Genomic DNA, 17,008 nt, shown 5'->3' on the forward strand with positions numbered 1-17,008 from the left:
TCAGCCCGGCTGCCAGCCGTAATTCTTGGCCAGGAAGGCCAGAAGCTGCGGCTGCTCGGCCGGGACGATGGCCAGCGCGGTGAGGGCGTTGGCCAGCACCGTGGCGGGCTGCAAGGAGATTGAGCTGGCCTGGGCGGCGGCGGCCACCGCCTCGCTGCCGGCGGCCTCGATGGCGGCGCTGCGCCAGATGGAGACCGCGCCAGGGTCGGTCAAGCGCGGCAGCACCATCAGGAAATCCAGCCGCGCGGCGGCGGCGGCGGCCTCATAGGCGGAGGCGAGCAGCGGGCTGACCGTAGGGCCCAGCGTGCTGGGCAGAGCGAGGCCGGGGAAGAGCGGGTCCGGCCCACGCTGCCGCCCGGGCCGGGGGCGCCGATGCAGAAGGCCGGCACCGCGCCAGAGGCGATGAGCGGGGTGATATCTTCCGGCACGCCTTCGCCGCAGATGAACACGGCATCCACCGTGCCGGCGATGAAGGCGCGGGTTTTCTCGTCGTTGGAGTGCAGGCCGAAGACCGGCACGGTGGCCACGCCCAGCCGGGCGAGCGCGAGCAGCGCGGCCAGATCATCGCTTTGCGTCTGGGCGGCGCCGAGGCGCAGCGGGCTGCGTTGTTGCAGCGTTTCCAGCGTCGGCACGCTGCCTTTCGGGGCGCGCAGCATCAGCACGCCGGAATTGAAGCCGGCGAGCAGCGGGGTCCATTGCGTCGGGTTGAAATGCACCCGCGAATCGCCGGTGAGGAAGGCGATCAAGGCGGCGCCGGGCAGGATGGCGGCGCTGCGGCCATCGGGCACCATCAGCGCATCCAGCCGGTTGGCGCCGGTGACGCCATCCAGCCCGCCCACCGGCTCGGCGACGATGTTCGGGCTGCCGGGGAAATGGTCGGCGATGGCGAGCGCGAAGGCGTTGCCCCAGCGGCTGGTGGCGCCGCCATTCGGGCCGGCCACCAGCAGGTTCATCGGGCCGAGCGCGGCCTGCGCCATCGCCTGGGCGCGGGCGGCACCTGGCAGCAACGCGGAAGCAGCCAGGGCACCGAGCAGTTGCCGGCGTTTCATCTGGGTTGGACTCCGGTTTCCTCGAAGCCACGGAGATTACGCGCGCCGCTCATTTCGTCAATCGTCGTACTGGACCAGCGTTTCCACCGGCACATCCAGCTTGGCGCGGCCATTCAGGAAGGAGAGCTCGATCACCGCCGCGGCGGCGACGACCTCGGCCCCCACCTTGCGCAGCAGCTCGATGCCGGCCGCCATGGTGCCGCCGGTGGCCAGCAGATCATCCACCACGACGACGCGCGCCCCTGGCTCCACCGCATCGGCCTGAATCTCGACGCGGTCCGTGCCGTATTCGAGCGCGTAATCCAGCCCGACAGTGGCGCCGGGCAGTTTGCCGGGCTTGCGGATCATCACGAAACCGCAGCCGAGCTTGAGCGCCAGCGGGGCGGCGAGCAGGAAGCCACGGCTCTCGACCCCGGCCAGCACGGTCGGGTGATAGGCGCGCACGCGGTTGGCGAGGCGGCCCATGGCCACCTGCCAGGCGTCGGCATCGCGCAGCAGCGTCGAGATGTCGTAGAAGAGGATGCCCGGCTTGGGGAAATCCGGGATGCCGCGAATGTGATCTTTGAGGTCCATGATGGGGTTCCTATAAACGACCCTTGCCCTGCGGCAAATTTTTGGCGCGATTATGCCAGGATGCGGCAGCCGCCTCGTCCGCCGCGCGGGCTTCCACCCAGGCGGTCTCGCCGCCCAGCCGTTCCTCGGCCTTCCAGAAAGGCGCGCCGGTTTTCAGGCAATCGATGAGAAAGGCGGTGGACTCGAGCGCCGCCGCGCGATGCGCGCTGGCGGTGGCGACGAAGACGATCGGCGCGCCGACGGCAAGCCGGCCGATGCGGTGAATGACGATGGCGCCGGCGAGGTCCCAGCGCGCGCGGGCGTCCTCCAGCAGGCGGGTGAGGGCCGCCTCGGTCATGCCGGGATAATGTTCGAGCCGCAAAGCCGCGAGATCGCCGCTGGCGGTCTGGCGGACCAGGCCAATGAAGCTGGCGATGCCGCCGACCCCATCGCCGCCCAGCTGCGCCAGCAGCGCGCCGCTGTCGAATTCCGCCTCCTGGACGCTGACGAGGAACATCCGCTCAGCCGCCGGTCATCGGCGGGAAGAAGGCGATTTCTTTGGCGCCGTCGAGCGTCGCGTCGAGAGGCTGGAATTCCTGGTCGATGGCGCAGCGGATCTTGGCGTCTTCGATGAAGGCGGCTTCATAGCCGGGGCCACGGGTGCGCAGCCATGCGATCAGCCCGGCCGGGGTGGTGATGCCGGGGGGCAGTTCCAGCTCCTCGGCGCTTTTGCCGATGCGCTCGCGCAGCCAGGCGAAATACAGCACCTGCATGGCGTTAGCGCGCATCGCCAGGGGTGGCGGGGGGATCATCGGCTGGCCGCCCTGCTGGTCATAAAGCGGGCCGCCGGCGGTGACGCCTTCGGCGCCATTCACCTGCGGTCCCTGGCCCGGCGGGTAGGGCGAGGGCAGCGAGGGCATGAAAGCCTGGCCCAGCGGCCGGTTGGAATTGGCTTCCACCTCGCTGAGTGTGGGCATCTGTTTCACCGGGCCGGGCCAGACATCGCCGGCCTGGGTGGCCAGCGGGGTGATGGCGGGATGCTTGCCGATGGCGCGCGCGCCGGTCTCGCTCACCACCGGGGGGCGTTCGGGTTGCCGAAGGGCCAGGAGGCGTGCTCCAGAAAGGTGCCGCCACCCGCGCAACCGGTGAGGCAAAACGCCGCCATCAGGGCAAGGGGGGTGCGCAAAGACGGTGCTCCTTCAGCGTTGGCTTGTCCGGTTTAGACCAAGCGCTCCAATCAGGAAATCCGCGATCAGCGCCGGTTTGTCCAGGGGCAGCACCGGCACCGGGCAATCCGGCAGGGCGGCATCGCTGGCGACGGCCAGCAGATGCGCATCCGGCCAGGGGGCGGGCTTGCCCAGCGCCGGGCGATAGACCGCCAGACGCGGCAAAGGCTCGGCCTTGAAGCCTTCGATCAGCACCAGATCGACCGGGTTCAGCCGCGCCAGCAGCGCCTCAAGCGGGGCCGGGGTGCGCGAGAACAGGGCGAAGCCGGCCTCGGTGGTGAGGATGACCTCCCGCGCTCCGGCTTGCGCATGCACGAAACTATCCTTGCCCGGCTTGTCCAGCGTGACATTATGGTGGGCGTGCTTGACGCTGGAGACGCTCAGCCCCTGGGCCGTCAGGCAGGGGATCAGCCCCGCGATCAGCGTGGTTTTGCCGGACCCGGACCAGCCGGAGACGCAGAGAACCTCCAAACCCTGTCAGGCGCGCGGGGCGCTGGCGTGGCGCAGCCCGGCGGTGAGATAATCCCAGCCGGTGATCAGCGTCAGCGCCGCCGCCAGCCAGAGCAGCACGAAGCCGATGGCGCCGATATGCAGTGTGCCCAGCCCGATGAAGCGCGACCCGGTATCGCCGAGCAGCAGCAAGCCCAGCGCCACCATCTGCACGCCGGTTTTCCATTTCGCCAATTTCGTCACCGGCAGGCCGATGCGAATCTCCGCCAAATATTCACGAAGCCCGGAGACCAGGATCTCGCGCAGCATGATCACGATGGCCGGATAGATGCCAAAGCCGGGCATATGTTTGAAGCCGACCAGGCACATCAGCGTCGCGCCGATCAGTAATTTATCGGCGATCGGGTCCAGCATGCGGCCGAAATTCGAGAGCTGCGCCCATTCGCGGGCCAGCTTGCCGTCCAGATAATCGGTGATCCCGGCCAGGGTGAACAGCAAGGCCGCGCAGAAATCCGCCCAGGGCGCGCCGATCGCCTCAAGCAGCACCAGCAGCGGGATCGCGAAAATACGCGACATTGTGAGCATATTGGGCAGATCGGTCAGCATTGGCGCGCACCCTAGCGGGGTTTTGGCAACAGCGAAACTGCCCCGGAATTGACCAGGGCGCATTCCAGTCGATATGTTCAAATGAACATATCGCTTCGGAGTCCCGCATGTCCGTTTCACGCCGTCTGCTGCTGGCCGCCCCTCTGGCCCTGACCGCCGCCCAGCGCGCCTTCGCCGCGCAGGCCATCACCGTCGCCTTCGCCGGCTCCATGGGCAAGCTGATGGATAAAGGGCTGAACCCCTTCTTCACCGCTTCGTCGGGCGTGGAGGTGCATGGCATTGGCCAGGGGGCGGTGGCGCTGGCGCGGCTGATCACCGGCGGGGCGATGAAGCCGGACGTGTTCGTGCCGGTCTCCGCCGGGCCGGCGAAGATGGTGCGGGAGGCCGGCTTGGCGGAGAAAGCGGTGCCGGTGGCCAGCACCTCGATGGTTCTGGCCTATTCGCCGGCCTCGAAATTCGCCAGCCAGCTCGCCGCCGCCAAGGGCGCGGACTGGACCAAGATTGTCCTGAACCCGGATTTCCATCTGGGCCGCACCGACCCGACCGCCGACCCGCAGGGCCAATATGTGCTGTTCGCGCTGCAGCTGGCCGAGGCCTATTACAAAATCCCTGGCTTCGCGCGGAAACTGGCCGGGCCGATGCTCAATCCGGCGCAGATTTTCGCCGAGCCCTCGCTGCTGGCGCGGCTTGAGGCTGGCCAGATCGACGCGACTCTGGGCTATAAGAGTGCCGTGGTCTCTCAGAAACTGCCATTCATCGAGCTGCCGGATGCGGTCAACCTGTCCAACCCGGCCCTGGCCAAGAGCGTCTATGACACAGCGCGCCTGACGCTGAAGGAGAAGAACGGCCAGGATAAGGTGATCCATCCCAGCCCGCTGGTATTCTATGCGATGGCGCTGAAGGCCTCGACCAATCCGAAGGCGGCGGCGGATTATGTGAAATTCCTGGCCGGGCCGGATGGGCAGGCGATCTTCCGGCGCTATGGCTATGGCCCGGGCAAGGGAGCTTCGATCTGAAATTCCTGCGCGCCGGGTTTCTGCTGTTCATCCTGGCGTTTCTGCTGGCGCCGCTGAGTGCGTTCATCGGCCATGATGCATTCTGGCAAGGTATAACGCTCAGCGGCCAGGACTGGTTTTCCATCGCCACCTCGCTGCTCGGCGGGGCAATGGCGCTTTGCATCATCGTGCTGATCGGCACGCCGCTGGCCTTCTACCTGGCCCGCGCCCCTGGCCGGCTGGCGCTGCTGGCCGAGGCGGTGGTGCTGATGCCGATGCTGATGCCGACCCTGGCGCTGGGCATCCTGATTGCGGTGACCTATGGCCCGGCCGCGCCTCTGGGCCGGGCCTTCGCCGCCATCGGCATCACCCTCACCAACACCCCGGCGGCCTTTCTGCTCGCCACCATCTATGCGGCGCTGCCCACCTATGTGATCGCGGCGCGCGGCGCCATCGCCCAGGTGCCGGAAGAGTATGAAGGGTTGGCGCGCACGCTGGGGGATGGGCTGTGGGCGGCGCGGCTGCGGGTGACCTTGCCGATGGCGCGCAAGGGGCTGGCGGCGGCACTCTCGCTGGCCTGGGTGCGGGCCTTGGGGAGTTCGGGATCATCCTGATCGTCGCCTATTACCCGGCCGGGATGCCGGTGCAGCTCTGGACGGATCTGCAGGATCTCGGGCTGCAGGCGGTGTTTCCGCTGGTGGCGGTGTTTCTGCTGGCGACCTTGCCGGTGCCGCTCTGGCTCTCGCTGCGGGCGCGGGCCGCGTGATCGCGGTCGATCTGCGGCTGAGCGCCCCGGTGGCGCTGCATGCGGCCTTTCCGGTGCGGGGCTTCACCGCGCTGCTGGGCCGCTCCGGCGAGGGCAAGACTTCGCTGCTACGGGCCTTGGCCGGGCTGCTGCCGTCTGCCGGCGCGCCTTGGGCGGGGCTGGCGCCGGAGCGCCGGCCGGTGGGGTATCTGCCGCAGGAGACGCTTTTATTTCCGCATCTCAGTGTGCTGGAAAACACCGCCTACGCGCTGAAAGGCCGGGGACGGCTGGAGGAGGCGCGGCGTCTGCTGGCGGCGCTGGGGCTGGAGGCGCTGGCCGCGCGCCGGCCGGACCAGCTCTCCGGCGGCCAGGCCAAGCGGGTGGCGCTGGCGCGCGCCCTGGCGCACCGCCCGGCGCTGCTGCTGCTGGACGAACCCTCCGCCGGGCTGGACCGGCAGACGCGCGATGAGACGCTAAGCTGGCTGAAACAGACCGCCGCATCCTGGGGCATTCCGGTGTTGGCGGCGACGCATGATTATGACATCGCGGTGCAGGCGGACGCGCTGGCCTTGCTGGCGGGGGGCGGATTATTCAGTTCGGGCCGACCATGGAGCTGTTCGCCGCCCCGGTCAGTCCGGAAGCGGCGGCGCTGCTGGGCGTTTAGGCCGCCTTGGTCAGCCTTTTGATGAAGGCGGAGAGATGATGCCGGCGCATCTCCGCTTTGGCTTTGGTGCTGGTGGTCATGTAGTTCATCTGCACCACGTAACGCTGGCCGACGAACTGCTTATGGCCGTGCCAGGTGGTCGGGCCGTTGGGGAAGACCAGCAGCGTGCCCTCCACCGGCGGCACTTCCTTGGCGTAATTTTCCAGATTCTCGCCATCGCGCAGCAACCGCAGGCAGCCTTGGTGGCGCGCCCAGGCTTCGCCGGAGGCCGGGTTCAGATAAAGCAGGATGGTGACGCGCTTGGCCGAGCTGTCGGTATGGATGCGCCCGTCCTGCTCGCCGGAATTGCCGCGCAGCGTGGTCATCAGCGGCGCGTCCGCCAGATCCAGCCCGAATTTCTCCGCCACGATGGCGCGGAATTGCGGCCCTTCCAGCGCCGCGATGGCCGCTTTCGCCGCCGGGCCCAGCTTCAGCGCGCCGATGGGAAAGCTGCCGCGCGCCTTCATCGCCGGCAGATCCGCGACCACGGCGGGCAGCGCCTCTGGCTTGATGAAGCGTTCCAGCAGAATATGGGGGAACGGGTCCGCCGCAACCGGGGCCGCGCTCAAGGCGCTGAAATCCGCGACTTCCATGGCTATTTCCATTAACATTTCGTGTGGGGCAATGCGCTTTTAGGTAGGCGCTTCCCGCCCCCGTGCAAGGCGCCATGCGCGCATGCGGGTTGCTGCGCCGCATCAACAGGCGCAAGATGCGCTCCCGTATGTCCAAGTTAACACAAGCCGAGTTAACACAAGTCAAGTCTGGCGTGATGGCGGCGTATCGGGCACGCATCGCCGCCGGGTTGTTGAAGCATGATGCCGCGCAGGCGGTGGCGGCGGAGCAGTTGCAGGGCCTCTGGGCCAAGTTGCGCGGCTATGACCCCAACCCGAAACAGCCGCCGAATGGCTGGTTCTCCCGCATGTTGCGGCGCAAGCCGGTGGATGAGGTGCAGGATCATCCGAACGGGCTTTATATCGTCGGGGAGGTCGGGCGCGGCAAATCCATGCTGATGGATCTGTTCTTCGAGGCGGCGCAGGTGCCGCGCAAGAAGCGCATCCATTTTCATGACTTCATGCAGCAGGCGCATAAAAGCTTCCACAAGATCAAGCGCGAGCACCCGGAGGTGGATGATCCGGTGCCGGCCCTGGCCGATCTCATCGCCGGCGAGGCGGCTTTGCTCTGCTTCGATGAATTCCAGGTGCATGACATCGTCGATGCGATGATATTGGGCCGGCTGTTCGAGGCTTTGTTCGCCCGCCAGGTGGTGGTGGTGGCCACCTCCAACACGCTGCCGGATGATCTCTATAAGGGCAAACCGGGGCGGGACGCGTTTCTGCCCTTCATCGAGCTGCTGAAGAAGCGCCTGGATGTGCTGGTTCTGGACTCGGCCCAGGATTACCGGCGCGGGCGCGAGCACGGGCTGAAAGCCTGGGTGGTGCCGGCCGATAGCCGGGCCGATGCCGCGATCGACCGGGTGTTTGCGCATCTCACCGAGGGCCAGCCCGCCAAGCCCGAGACTTTGGTGATCCAGAGCCGCCGCCTGGTGGTGCCGCTGGCGGCGAAGGGCGTGGCGCGGTTCGATTTCGAGGCGCTGTGCAAGGTGGCGCTGGGGGCAGGCGATTACCTCGCCATCGCCACCCACTACCATACCGTGCTGATCGACGGGATTCCCCGGCTTTCGCCCGATAATTTCGACGAGGCGCGCCGCTTCGTCACCCTCATCGACGCGCTCTATGAGCATCGCTGCAAGCTCTACGCTTCGGCGGCGGCTTATCCGGACGATCTCTACCGGTCCGGCGAGGGCGCTTCGATCTTCGAGCGGACCGCCTCGCGGCTCGAGGAGATGCAGAGCGAAACCTATCTCGCTCTGCCGCATCTGACATGAGCTGGGCATTGCGCAAGGCCATCGGCACGAATGTGCATCAAATCGGCATGAAATTCCCGCCGAAGGCCTTTCGCGATGCACAATGCTGCTTGCCAGGGCGGGGGATGTGGGCTAGCACCCCCGCGGACGCCCCCTTTGTAACCTTTTAAGACAGGTAGGCTGAACTCCACATGAACATACATGAATATCAGGGCAAGGAACTGCTGAAGGCCTATGGCGTCGCGGTTCTGGACGGCTATGTGGCCTGGACGCCCGAGGAAGCGGTGGATGCCGCCAAGAAACTCCCCGGCCCCATTTACGTCGTGAAGTCGCAGATCCATGCTGGCGGCCGCGGCGCTGGCAAGTTCAAGGGCGACCCGAACGGCAAGGGCGGTGTCCGCCTGGCGAAGAGCCTGGACGAGGTCCGTGAGGCCGCCGCGGCGATGATCGGCAACACGCTGATCACCAAGCAGACCGGCCCGGCCGGCCGTCTGGTCCGCCGCGTCTATGTGGAATCCGGCTGCGACATCAAGCGCGAGCTGTATCTCTCCCTGCTGATCGACCGCTCGGTCTCCGAAGTGGTGATCATGGCCTCCACCGAGGGTGGCATGGAGATTGAGGAAGTCGCCGAGCATCACCCGGAGAAGATCCTGCGCGCGCCGATCGACCCGGCCTCCGGCATCTCCGGCTTCCATGCCCGCAAGCTCGCCTTCGGCCTCGGCCTCGAGGGCAAGCAGGTCGGCACCTTCGCGAAATTCGTCACCGCCATGTACAATGCCTTCGTGGCGCTGGACATCGCGATCATCGAGATCAACCCGCTGGTTGTCACCGGCTCCGGCGAGATCTACGCGCTCGACGCGAAAGTGACCTTCGACGATAACTCCCTCTATCGCCATCCCGAGATCGAGGCGCTGCGCGACGAGGGTGAGGAAGACCCGAAGGAGCTGGAAGCCAACAAATACTCGCTCTCTTATGTGGCGCTCGATGGCTCCATCGGCTGCATGGTGAACGGTGCGGGCCTGGCCATGGCGACCATGGACATCATCAAGCTCTACGGCGCCGAGCCGGCGAACTTCCTGGATGTCGGCGGTGGCGCGACCAAGGAGCGGGTGACCGCGGCCTTCAAGATCATCTTGTCCGACCCGAACGTGGAAGGCATCCTGGTCAATATCTTCGGCGGCATCATGCGCTGCGACGTGATCGCCGAGGGCGTCATTGCCGCCGCCCGCGAGGTCTCGCTCTCCGTGCCGCTGGTGGTGCGCCTTGAAGGCACCAATGTGCAGCTCGGCAAGGACATCATGGCCAAGTCCGGCCTGCCGATCATCCCCGCCGACAATCTGGCCGATGCGGCCGAGAAAATTGTCAAAGCCGTGAAGGAAGCCGCGTAATGGCCGTTCTCGTCAATAAAAACACCAAGGTCATCACCCAGGGCTTCACCGGCGCCCAGGGCACCTTCCACTCCGAGCAGGCTTTGGCCTATGGCACCAAGGTTGTCGGCGGTGTCACCCCCGGCAAGGGCGGCCAGACCCATCTCGACCTGCCGGTGTTCAACACCGTGGAAGAGGCCGTGGCCAAGACCGGCGCCAATGCCTCCGCCATCTATGTGCCGCCGCCGTTCGCGGCCGATTCCATCCTGGAAGCCATCGATGCCGGCGTCGAGCTGATCGTCTGCATCACCGAGGGCATCCCGGTGCTGGACATGGTCAAGGTGAAGCGCGCCCTCTCCGGTTCCAAGTCCCGCCTGGTCGGCCCGAACTGCCCCGGCGTGATCACCCCGGATGAGTGCAAAATCGGCATCATGCCGGGCCATATCCACAAGCGCGGCTCCATCGGCATCGTCTCGCGCTCCGGCACGCTGACCTATGAGGCGGTGGCGCAGACCACGGCGGCCGGCCTTGGCCAGTCCACCTGCGTCGGCATTGGCGGCGATCCGGTGAAGGGCACCGACTTCATCGAGGTGCTGGACATGTTCCTGCATGACGATGAGACCCAGGCGATCATCATGATCGGCGAGATCGGCGGCCCCTCCGAGATCGACGGCGCGGAATTCCTGGCCAAGCACAAGATCAAGAAGCCGGTTGTCGGTTTCATCGCCGGTGCCACCGCTCCTCCGGGCCGCCGCATGGGCCATGCCGGTGCCGTGATCTCCGGCGGCAAGGATACCGCCCAGGCGAAGATCGCTGCCATGAAGGAAGCGGGTATCTTCGTCGCGGACAGCCCGGCCTCGCTGGGCAGCACGATGCTGAAGGCCCTGAAGGCCTGATTTCCTTGCCCCATGGCGGTCACGCCATGGGGTTTTTTTCATCCCCGTGCCTGGGCGGGGGCAAAGCCGCGGCAACCATGCGGATTTGGCAACCCAGACCCATTGTTCAGGGTAACGGCACGATAACGCCAGTGCCTTATACGCCCGGCGAGGACGGTACTGCAGAGATTGCCTCCGGCGGTAAAGCGACAAACAGGCCGCGGCTGGACGCGTTTTAGGAGAGGATAGGTTTATGGCCGGTGTGGACGTGATTGCGACCGCGATGAATGGCGCCAATGCCCAGTTCATTGCGCAGCTTTATGCGAAATGGGTGGAAACGCCCAATTCTGTCGATCCCGATTTCGCGGCCTTGTTCGCCGCGCTGGACGATGACACCCGGGCCATCCTCACCGACGCCTCCGGCGCCTCCTGGGCGCCGCGCCCCTCCGTCTTCGAGACGGTGAGCAGCGATGCCGCGCCGAAGACCAACAAGGCCCCCGCCGGCAACCCGGCCGAGACCCGCGCCGCGACGCTGGATTCCATCCGCGCCTTGATGCTGATCCGCGCCTATCGCGTCCGCGGGCATCTGGAATCCAAGCTCGATCCGCTGGGGCTGAAGCCGAAAGCCTATCATTCCGAGCTTGACCCCGCCTCCTACGGCTTCACCGAAGCCGCCGATTTCGAGCGCCCGATCTTCCTGGATGGCGTGCTCGGCTTCGAGACGGCGACGCTGAAAGAGGTGATGGCGGCGCTGCGCGCCAGCTATTGCGGCGAGATCGGCGTGGAGTTCATGCATATCCAGGACCCGGCGCAGAAGAGCTGGATCCAGCGCAAGATCGAAGGCGCGCCCTGGCTCTCCGCCTATGACAAGAAGGGCAAGGCGAAGATCCTGAAGCAGCTGACCGAGGCTGATAGCTTCGAGACCTTCTGCCAGAAGCGCTTCGTCGGCACCAAGCGCTTCGGGCTCGAGGGCGGTGAGAGCACCATCCCGGCGCTGCACGCGATCATCGAAGCCGCCGCCGGCAAGGGCGTGCGCGAGATCGCCATCGGCATGCCGCATCGCGGCCGCCTCAACACGCTGGTCAATATCGTCAAGAAGCCGCTGGTGGCGCTGTTCTCCGAGTTCGGCGGCAACTCCTTCAAGCCGGACGATGTGCAGGGCTCCGGCGACGTGAAATACCATCTCGGCACCTCGACCGACGTGGTGATCAACGGCAACCAGGTGCATCTGTCCCTGCAGCCGAACCCCTCCCACCTGGAAGCGGTGGACCCGGTGGTGGTCGGCAAGATCCGCGCGCGCATGGATATGATGGGCGATACCAGCCGCAAATCCGCCATGGCGATCCAGATGCATGGCGATGCCGCCTTCGCCGGCCAGGGGCTGGTGTATGAAACCCTGGCGATGAGCCAGCTGATCGGCTACCGCACCGGCGGTTCGGTGCATCTGGTGGTCAATAACCAGATCGGCTTCACCACCGTCCCGGCGCATGCCTTCTCCGGCATGTATTGCACGGACGTCGCCAAGTCCGTGCAGGCGCCGATCCTGCATGTGAATGGCGACAACCCGGAAGCCGTGGTCTATGCCGCGCAGATCGCCGCCGAGTTCCGCTGCGAGTTCGCGACCGACGTGGTCATCGACCTAGTCTGCTATCGCCGCCATGGCCATAACGAGAATGATGAGCCGGCCTTCACCCAGCCGATCATGTACAAGGCGATCAAGGCGCTGAAGACCACCCGGGCGCTGTATGCCGAGCGTCTGGCCAAGGAGGGCTCGGTCTCCGAGGCCGAGGCCAAGGCGATCATGGATGAGTATGGCCAGGAGCTGGAAGCCGCCTTCGAAGGGGCCAAGGATTACAAGGTCAACAAGGCGGACTGGCTGGAAGGCCATTGGGCCGGGCTGAAACAGGCCGGGGATGATGCCGAGCAGCAGGATGGCGTCACCGCCGCGCCGCTGGCGCAGCTCCAGCAGGTCGGCAAGGCGCTCTACACCCCGCCGCAGAATTTCGAGCTGAACCCGAAGATCGCGCGTCAGCTCGAAGCCAAGAAGCAGATGTTCGAGAGCGGCGAAGGGCTGGACTGGGCAACCGGCGAGGCGCTGGCCTTTGGCACGCTGCAGCTGGATGGGCACCGTGTGCGCCTCTCCGGTGAGGATGTGCAGCGCGGCACCTTCTCCCAGCGCCATGCCGTGCTGGTCGATCAGGTCAACCAGAACGAATATGTGCCGCTGAACAACATCGCCGAGGGCCAGGCGCGCATCGAGATCTTCAACTCGCTGCTCTCCGAGGTCGGCGTGCTGGGCTTCGAGTATGGCTACACCGTCGCCGACCCCTCGACCCTGGTGCTGTGGGAAGCGCAGTTCGGCGATTTCGCCAATGGCGCGCAGGTGATCATCGACCAGTTCATCGCCGCCGGCGAGACCAAGTGGCTGCGCATGTCCGGGCTGGTGATGCTGCTGCCGCACGGCCAGGAAGGACAGGGGCCGGAGCATAGCTCCGCCCGCCTGGAGCGCTATCTGCAGCTTTGCGCCGAGAACAATATCATCGTCGGCAATATCTCGACCCCGGCGAATTACTACCATGCGCTGCGCCGGCAGATGAAGCGCAACTACCGCAAGCCGCTGATCCTGATGACGCCGAAATCCCTGCTGCGTCACAAGCTCTGCGTCTCGCCGCTGGCGGATTTCGCCGAGGGCACCGGCTTCAAGTTCGTGCTGCCGGAGACCGACGAGCTGGTGGCGCCCGAGCAGGTGAAGCGCGTCGTGCTCTGCTCCGGCAAGGTCTATTACGACCTGCTGGCCGAGCGGCGCGAGCGCGGCATCAAGGATGTCGCCATCGTCCGGCTGGAACAGTTCTACCCGTTCCCGGCCAAGGCGCTGAAGGCGGCGATCGAGGGTTATAAGAACGCGGAAGTGGTCTGGTGCCAGGAAGAGCCGGAGAATAACGGCGCCTGGTTCTTCGTGGATCGCCGGATCGAGACGGTGCTGGAATGCCTGGGCAATGCCGCCCGGCGTCCGCGCTATGTCGGCCGCCGCGCCATGGCCTCCCCGGCCGCTGGCCTCGCCAAGGCCTTCGCCGCCGAGCAGGCCGCCCTGGTCAACGAGGCGCTGAGCGTTTAGAGCATGAGGCGCCTGCCCTGGCGGATTACGCCGGGGCGGGCGCATGAATTTGCTCGTTCCATAAAAATTGGATCAGCCTGAATGATCCAATTCCCGTTTACGACAAAAGAGAGCAGGAGTTTCCATGTCGGCCGAGATCAAGGTTCCCACGCTGGGCGAAAGTGTTGCCACAGCCACCATCGCCCGCTGGATCAAGAAGGTTGGCGAGGCCGTTGCCGCGGACGAGCCCATTGTTGAGCTGGAGACGGACAAGGTCACTGTTGAGGTGAACGCCCCGGAAGCCGGTGTGATCGCCGAGATCGCCGCCGATGAGGGCGCCGAGGTTGCCCCGGGCGACGTGCTGGGCATGATCGACGCCAAGGGCGCCGCCGCCCCGGCGCCGAAGAAGGAGCCGGCCGACGCCGCTGCCCCCAAGACCGGCGTGAATGCCGCCCAGGAAGCCCCGGGCCCGGTGGCCCGCCCCGGCGTGGGCGCGCTGCCCGCCGCCGCCAAGCTGGCCGCCGAGAAGGGCGTGAACACCGCCGACATCGCCGGCACCGCCAAGGGCGGCCGCGTTTCCAAGGGCGATGTGCAGGAGTTCCTGAACAAGCCAGCCGCTGCCCCGGCGGCCGCCGCGCCGAAAGCCCCGCGCGCCAATGATGTGCGCGAGGAGCGGGTGAAGATGACCCGCCTGCGCAAGACCATCGCCAACCGGCTGAAGGAAGCGCAGAACACCGCCGCCATGCTCACCACCTTCAACGAGGTGGATATGAGCGCGGTGATGGCGCTGCGTTCGTCCTACCGCGACGTGTTCGAGAAGAAGCACAAGGGCATCCGCCTGGGCTTCAACGGCTTCTTCGTGAAGGCGGTGTGCGCGGCGCTGGCCGAGTTCCCGGCGGTGAATGCCGAGATCGACGGTGACGAGATCGTCTATAAGAACTTCGTCAATATGGGCATCGCCGTTGGCGGCGCCAATGGGCTGGTGGTGCCGGTGATCCGCGATGCGGAGACCAAGAGCATCTCCGAGATCGAAGCCGAGATCGCGGGTTTCGCGAAGAGTGCGAAGGACGGCACGCTGAAGCTGGACCAGCTTTCCGGCGGGTCTTTCTCGATCACCAATGGCGGCGTCTATGGCTCGCTGATGAGCACCCCGATCCTCAACCCGCCGCAGTCCGGCATTCTGGGCATGCACAAGATCCAGGACCGTCCGGTCGTGGTCGATGGCAAGATCGAGATCCGCCCGATGATGTATCTGGCACTGTCCTACGATCACCGCATCGTCGATGGCCGCGAGGCGGTGTCCTTCCTGGTGCGGGTGAAGGAAAGCATCGAAGATCCCCGCCGCCTGCTGCTGGCGATCTAAAAGAAAAGGCCCCGCAAGGGGCCTTTTTTATTTGCAAAAGTTTTTGGGAGTGTGGGGACTTTTTTCAAAAAGTCCCCACGACTTACTGCGCGGTCTCGCGCATCGGCACCAGATTATCCATAAACCGCTCCGCGCAAGCCCGCCACGAGAACCGTTCCGCATAAGGCCGGCAATTCGCCCGGTCGATTTCCAAAGCCTTCAGGCAGGCCTTGCGTAAATCCTCATCCAGCGTGCCGACGGGCACCGGCGCCTCGCCGAGAATATCCTTTGGCCCGGTCACCGGATAGGCGGCAACGGCAAGACCCGAGGCCAGGGCTTCCAGAACCACCAGCCCGAACGTGTCGGTCTTGGACGGAAACACGAACACATCCGCCCCGGCATAGGCCTGCGCCAACGCAGCGCCATGGCGGGCACCTGCGAAATGCACGTCCGGGAACTCCGCTTGCAGCGCCTTGCGCTGCGGGCCGTCCCCCACGATCAGCTTCGATCCAGGCAGATCCAGCGACAAAAACGCTTTCAGATTTTTCTCCACCGCCACCCGGCCGACATAGGCGAAGATCGGCCGTGGCAGATCCCAATCCTCGCGCGGCGCCGGATGGAACGCCTCCAGATCCACGCCACGCGACCAGGGCGGAGATTCTTGAAGCCGCGGCCGGCAAGTTCCTCGCGCAGCGACTGGGTCGCCACCATCACGCCGGAGCCGGGCTTGTGGAAATGAAGCAGCCAGCGATAGGTCAAAGCCGCGGGAATGCGGGTGCGGGCTTCGAGATATTCGGCAAAGCGGGTGTGAAAGGCGGTGGTGAAATGCAGCCCGCGCGTTTTCGCGTAAGCCCGCGCCGCCATGCCCAGCGGGCCTTCGGTGGCGACATGCAGCGCATCCGGCTGGAACGCCTCGATAATCCGCGCCAGCTTGCGGCCCGGAAACAAGGCGAGCTTGATCTCGGGATAGGAGGGCATCGGCATGGTGCGGAAGCGGTCCGGCCCGACGATGTCCACGGTCTTGCCCATCGCCCGCATCTCGGCGGTGATGGTGCGCAGCGTGCGGACCACCCCGTTCACCTGGGGTTCCCAGGCGTCGGAGATGATCATGATCTTGTTCAGGCCCGGATAAGCGAGCCCGGCTTCAGGTGCTGGCTGATACAACATGCGTCGCCGGGGGCTCGCTCTGCGGGGCGGTGAATTCGGCGACAACCGCCTGCAGCGCCGCCGCCGGGCAACGCTGAGCTTCGGCGCGGGCGGGCGAGCATGGAGAGCTTGTTGCGCGCCACCCAGTCCACCAGCTCCAGCCGTCCATCGAAATGCTCGACCAGGGCGGTACAGCTTTCCACCCAGTCGCCATCATTCAGATACATCACGCCATTCACCTGGCGCATTTCGGCATGGTGGATATGGCCGCAGACCACGCCATCGAAGCCACGGGATTTGGCGTCGTCCGCCAGCGCCGTCTCGAACCGGTCGATCGCCTTCACCGCCTCCTTCACCTGCAGTTTCAGCCAGGCGGAGAGCGACCAGTACGGATAGCCGAAGCGGGTGCGGACCATGTTGAAATAGCGGTTGACCACCAGCGCCGTGGTGTAGGCCCAGTCGCCCAGCAGGGCGAGCAGCTTGGCGTGGCGGACCACGCTGTCGAAACTGTCGCCATGGGTGATCAAGAGCTTCCTGCCGTCAGCGGTGGTGTGCTCGGCTTCCATCTGCAGCTTCACGCCGCAGATCTCGATATTGAGGCTGATATATTTGCGCAGCATCTCATCGTGATTGCCGGGCACATACACCACGTTGGTGCCGGAGCGCGCGGCTTTCAGGATCAGCCGCAGCACCTCGTCATGATGCTTGTCCCAGAACCAGCTGCGCTTGAGCCGCCAGCCATCGATGATGTCACCGACCAGGAACAGGTTTTCGCAAGATGTCTGCTTGAGGAAATCCGCCAGGAACTCCGCCCGGCAGCCGCGCGTGCCCATATGCACGTCGGAGATGAAGACGCTGCGATAGGCCGTCTGCGTCGGACGGATCGGGCTGGATGCGTTCATGGCGGTTGCAATAGTCTGTGACACGGCGCCGGAGACAGTGAAGTTTCCATGACGAGAGCATGGTTTTTTGCAAATCGTACTGTCACGTTCAT

General features: G+C 65.7%; 20 protein-coding genes. 9 read left to right on the forward strand and 11 right to left on the reverse strand.

The features are described 5' to 3' along the window. The 7 genes from GT370_RS17315 to pgsA all read right to left on the reverse strand — a co-directional run bounded on the left by GT370_RS17315 (window position 1) and on the right by pgsA (window position 3,883). Window positions 1-228 carry a hypothetical protein gene (locus GT370_RS17315; protein WP_270183449.1) on the reverse strand — a complete coding sequence of 76 codons (228 nt, stop codon included), beginning with the start codon at window positions 226-228 and terminating at the stop codon, window positions 1-3. Then, on the reverse strand, window positions 228-1,049 hold the full coding sequence (locus GT370_RS17320; protein WP_270183450.1) for a hypothetical protein: 822 nt from the start codon (window positions 1,047-1,049) through the stop codon (window positions 228-230). Before GT370_RS17320 ends, GT370_RS17315 begins: the two co-directional genes overlap by 1 nt. 57 nt (window positions 1,050-1,106) lie before the next feature. Beyond that, the gene (locus GT370_RS17325; protein ID WP_008495119.1) at window positions 1,107-1,622 is read right to left on the reverse strand and encodes an adenine phosphoribosyltransferase; all 516 of its coding nucleotides are present in this window, start codon (window positions 1,620-1,622) and stop codon (window positions 1,107-1,109) included. 10 nt (window positions 1,623-1,632) lie between these two features. Next, window positions 1,633-2,118: a molybdenum cofactor biosynthesis protein MoaE gene (locus GT370_RS17330; protein WP_008495120.1), complete on the reverse strand. Its 486-nt coding sequence runs from the start codon at window positions 2,116-2,118 to the stop codon at window positions 1,633-1,635. A 4-nt stretch (window positions 2,119-2,122) separates the two neighbouring features. Further along, a complete protein-coding gene (gene moaD / locus GT370_RS17335; protein ID WP_270183451.1) occupies window positions 2,123-2,674 on the reverse strand; it encodes a molybdopterin converting factor subunit 1 in 552 nt (183 codons plus the stop codon). A 126-nt stretch (window positions 2,675-2,800) separates the two neighbouring features. After that, entirely contained in the window at window positions 2,801-3,298 is a 498-nt protein-coding gene (gene mobB / locus GT370_RS17340; RefSeq protein WP_008495123.1) for a molybdopterin-guanine dinucleotide biosynthesis protein B, read from the reverse strand. Window positions 3,299-3,304: 6 nt separating this feature from the next. Continuing rightward, window positions 3,305-3,883, reverse strand: a complete 579-nt coding sequence (gene pgsA / locus GT370_RS17345) for a CDP-diacylglycerol--glycerol-3-phosphate 3-phosphatidyltransferase (protein WP_008495124.1) — start codon at window positions 3,881-3,883, stop codon at window positions 3,305-3,307. Window positions 3,884-3,990: 107 nt separating this feature from the next. Here pgsA and GT370_RS17350 point away from each other — a divergent pair, with 107 nt between their 5' ends. The 4 genes from GT370_RS17350 to GT370_RS17365 all read left to right on the forward strand — a co-directional run bounded on the left by GT370_RS17350 (window position 3,991) and on the right by GT370_RS17365 (window position 6,309). Then, the gene (locus tag GT370_RS17350; protein ID WP_008495125.1) at window positions 3,991-4,899 is read left to right on the forward strand and encodes an extracellular solute-binding protein; all 909 of its coding nucleotides are present in this window, start codon (window positions 3,991-3,993) and stop codon (window positions 4,897-4,899) included. Window positions 4,900-5,048: 149 nt separating this feature from the next. Next, window positions 5,049-5,492 carry an ABC transporter permease subunit gene (locus tag GT370_RS17355; RefSeq protein WP_270183452.1) on the forward strand — a complete coding sequence of 148 codons (444 nt, stop codon included), beginning with the start codon at window positions 5,049-5,051 and terminating at the stop codon, window positions 5,490-5,492. Between the two features lie 23 nt (window positions 5,493-5,515). Further along, window positions 5,516-5,644, forward strand: a complete 129-nt coding sequence (locus GT370_RS17360) for a hypothetical protein (RefSeq protein ID WP_270183453.1) — start codon at window positions 5,516-5,518, stop codon at window positions 5,642-5,644. Then, the gene (locus tag GT370_RS17365) at window positions 5,641-6,309 is read left to right on the forward strand and encodes an ATP-binding cassette domain-containing protein (protein ID WP_270183454.1); all 669 of its coding nucleotides are present in this window, start codon (window positions 5,641-5,643) and stop codon (window positions 6,307-6,309) included. Before GT370_RS17360 ends, GT370_RS17365 begins: the two co-directional genes overlap by 4 nt. On the opposite strand, the gene GT370_RS17370 is transcribed toward GT370_RS17365, so the two are convergent. Further along, window positions 6,284-6,919: a 2OG-Fe(II) oxygenase gene (locus GT370_RS17370; RefSeq protein WP_008495130.1), complete on the reverse strand. Its 636-nt coding sequence runs from the start codon at window positions 6,917-6,919 to the stop codon at window positions 6,284-6,286. The genes GT370_RS17365 and GT370_RS17370 overlap by 26 nt on opposite strands. Window positions 6,920-7,095: 176 nt before the next feature. On the opposite strand from GT370_RS17370, the gene zapE reads away from it, so the two are divergent. The 5 genes from zapE to odhB all read left to right on the forward strand — a co-directional run bounded on the left by zapE (window position 7,096) and on the right by odhB (window position 14,889). Continuing rightward, window positions 7,096-8,211, forward strand: coding sequence for a cell division protein ZapE (gene zapE, locus GT370_RS17375; protein ID WP_008495131.1), 1,116 nt, complete (start codon window positions 7,096-7,098; stop codon window positions 8,209-8,211). A 170-nt stretch (window positions 8,212-8,381) separates the two neighbouring features. Next, on the forward strand, window positions 8,382-9,578 hold the full coding sequence (gene sucC / locus GT370_RS17380) for an ADP-forming succinate--CoA ligase subunit beta (protein ID WP_008495132.1): 1,197 nt from the start codon (window positions 8,382-8,384) through the stop codon (window positions 9,576-9,578). Then, entirely contained in the window at window positions 9,578-10,453 is an 876-nt protein-coding gene (sucD, locus tag GT370_RS17385) for a succinate--CoA ligase subunit alpha (protein WP_008495134.1), read from the forward strand. Before sucC ends, sucD begins: the two co-directional genes overlap by 1 nt. A gap of 232 nt (window positions 10,454-10,685) precedes the next feature. Further along, window positions 10,686-13,547, forward strand: a complete 2,862-nt coding sequence (locus GT370_RS17390; RefSeq protein ID WP_008495135.1) for a 2-oxoglutarate dehydrogenase E1 component — start codon at window positions 10,686-10,688, stop codon at window positions 13,545-13,547. Between the two features lie 124 nt (window positions 13,548-13,671). Continuing rightward, complete coding sequence (gene odhB / locus GT370_RS17395) at window positions 13,672-14,889, forward strand: 2-oxoglutarate dehydrogenase complex dihydrolipoyllysine-residue succinyltransferase (RefSeq protein ID WP_008495136.1); 1,218 nt, start codon at window positions 13,672-13,674, stop codon at window positions 14,887-14,889. A gap of 82 nt (window positions 14,890-14,971) precedes the next feature. Here the strand turns inward: odhB and GT370_RS21665 are convergent, their stop codons facing one another. From GT370_RS21665 to GT370_RS17405, 3 genes are read right to left on the reverse strand one after another with little or no spacing between them, the layout of a single operon-like run. Next, on the reverse strand, window positions 14,972-15,505 hold the full coding sequence (locus GT370_RS21665; protein ID WP_442865455.1) for a glycosyltransferase: 534 nt from the start codon (window positions 15,503-15,505) through the stop codon (window positions 14,972-14,974). Beyond that, the gene (locus tag GT370_RS21670) at window positions 15,406-15,978 is read right to left on the reverse strand and encodes a glycosyltransferase (RefSeq protein ID WP_442865456.1); all 573 of its coding nucleotides are present in this window, start codon (window positions 15,976-15,978) and stop codon (window positions 15,406-15,408) included. Before GT370_RS21670 ends, GT370_RS21665 begins: the two co-directional genes overlap by 100 nt. 8 nt (window positions 15,979-15,986) lie before the next feature. Beyond that, entirely contained in the window at window positions 15,987-16,916 is a 930-nt protein-coding gene (locus tag GT370_RS17405) for a UDP-2,3-diacylglucosamine diphosphatase (protein ID WP_270183455.1), read from the reverse strand. Window positions 16,917-17,008: the final 92 nt, after the last annotated feature.

It is taken from the genome of Acidocella sp. MX-AZ03 (assembly GCF_027626035.1).
In the GTDB taxonomy this organism is placed as follows: Bacteria; Pseudomonadota; Alphaproteobacteria; order Acetobacterales; family Acetobacteraceae; genus Acidocella; species Acidocella facilis.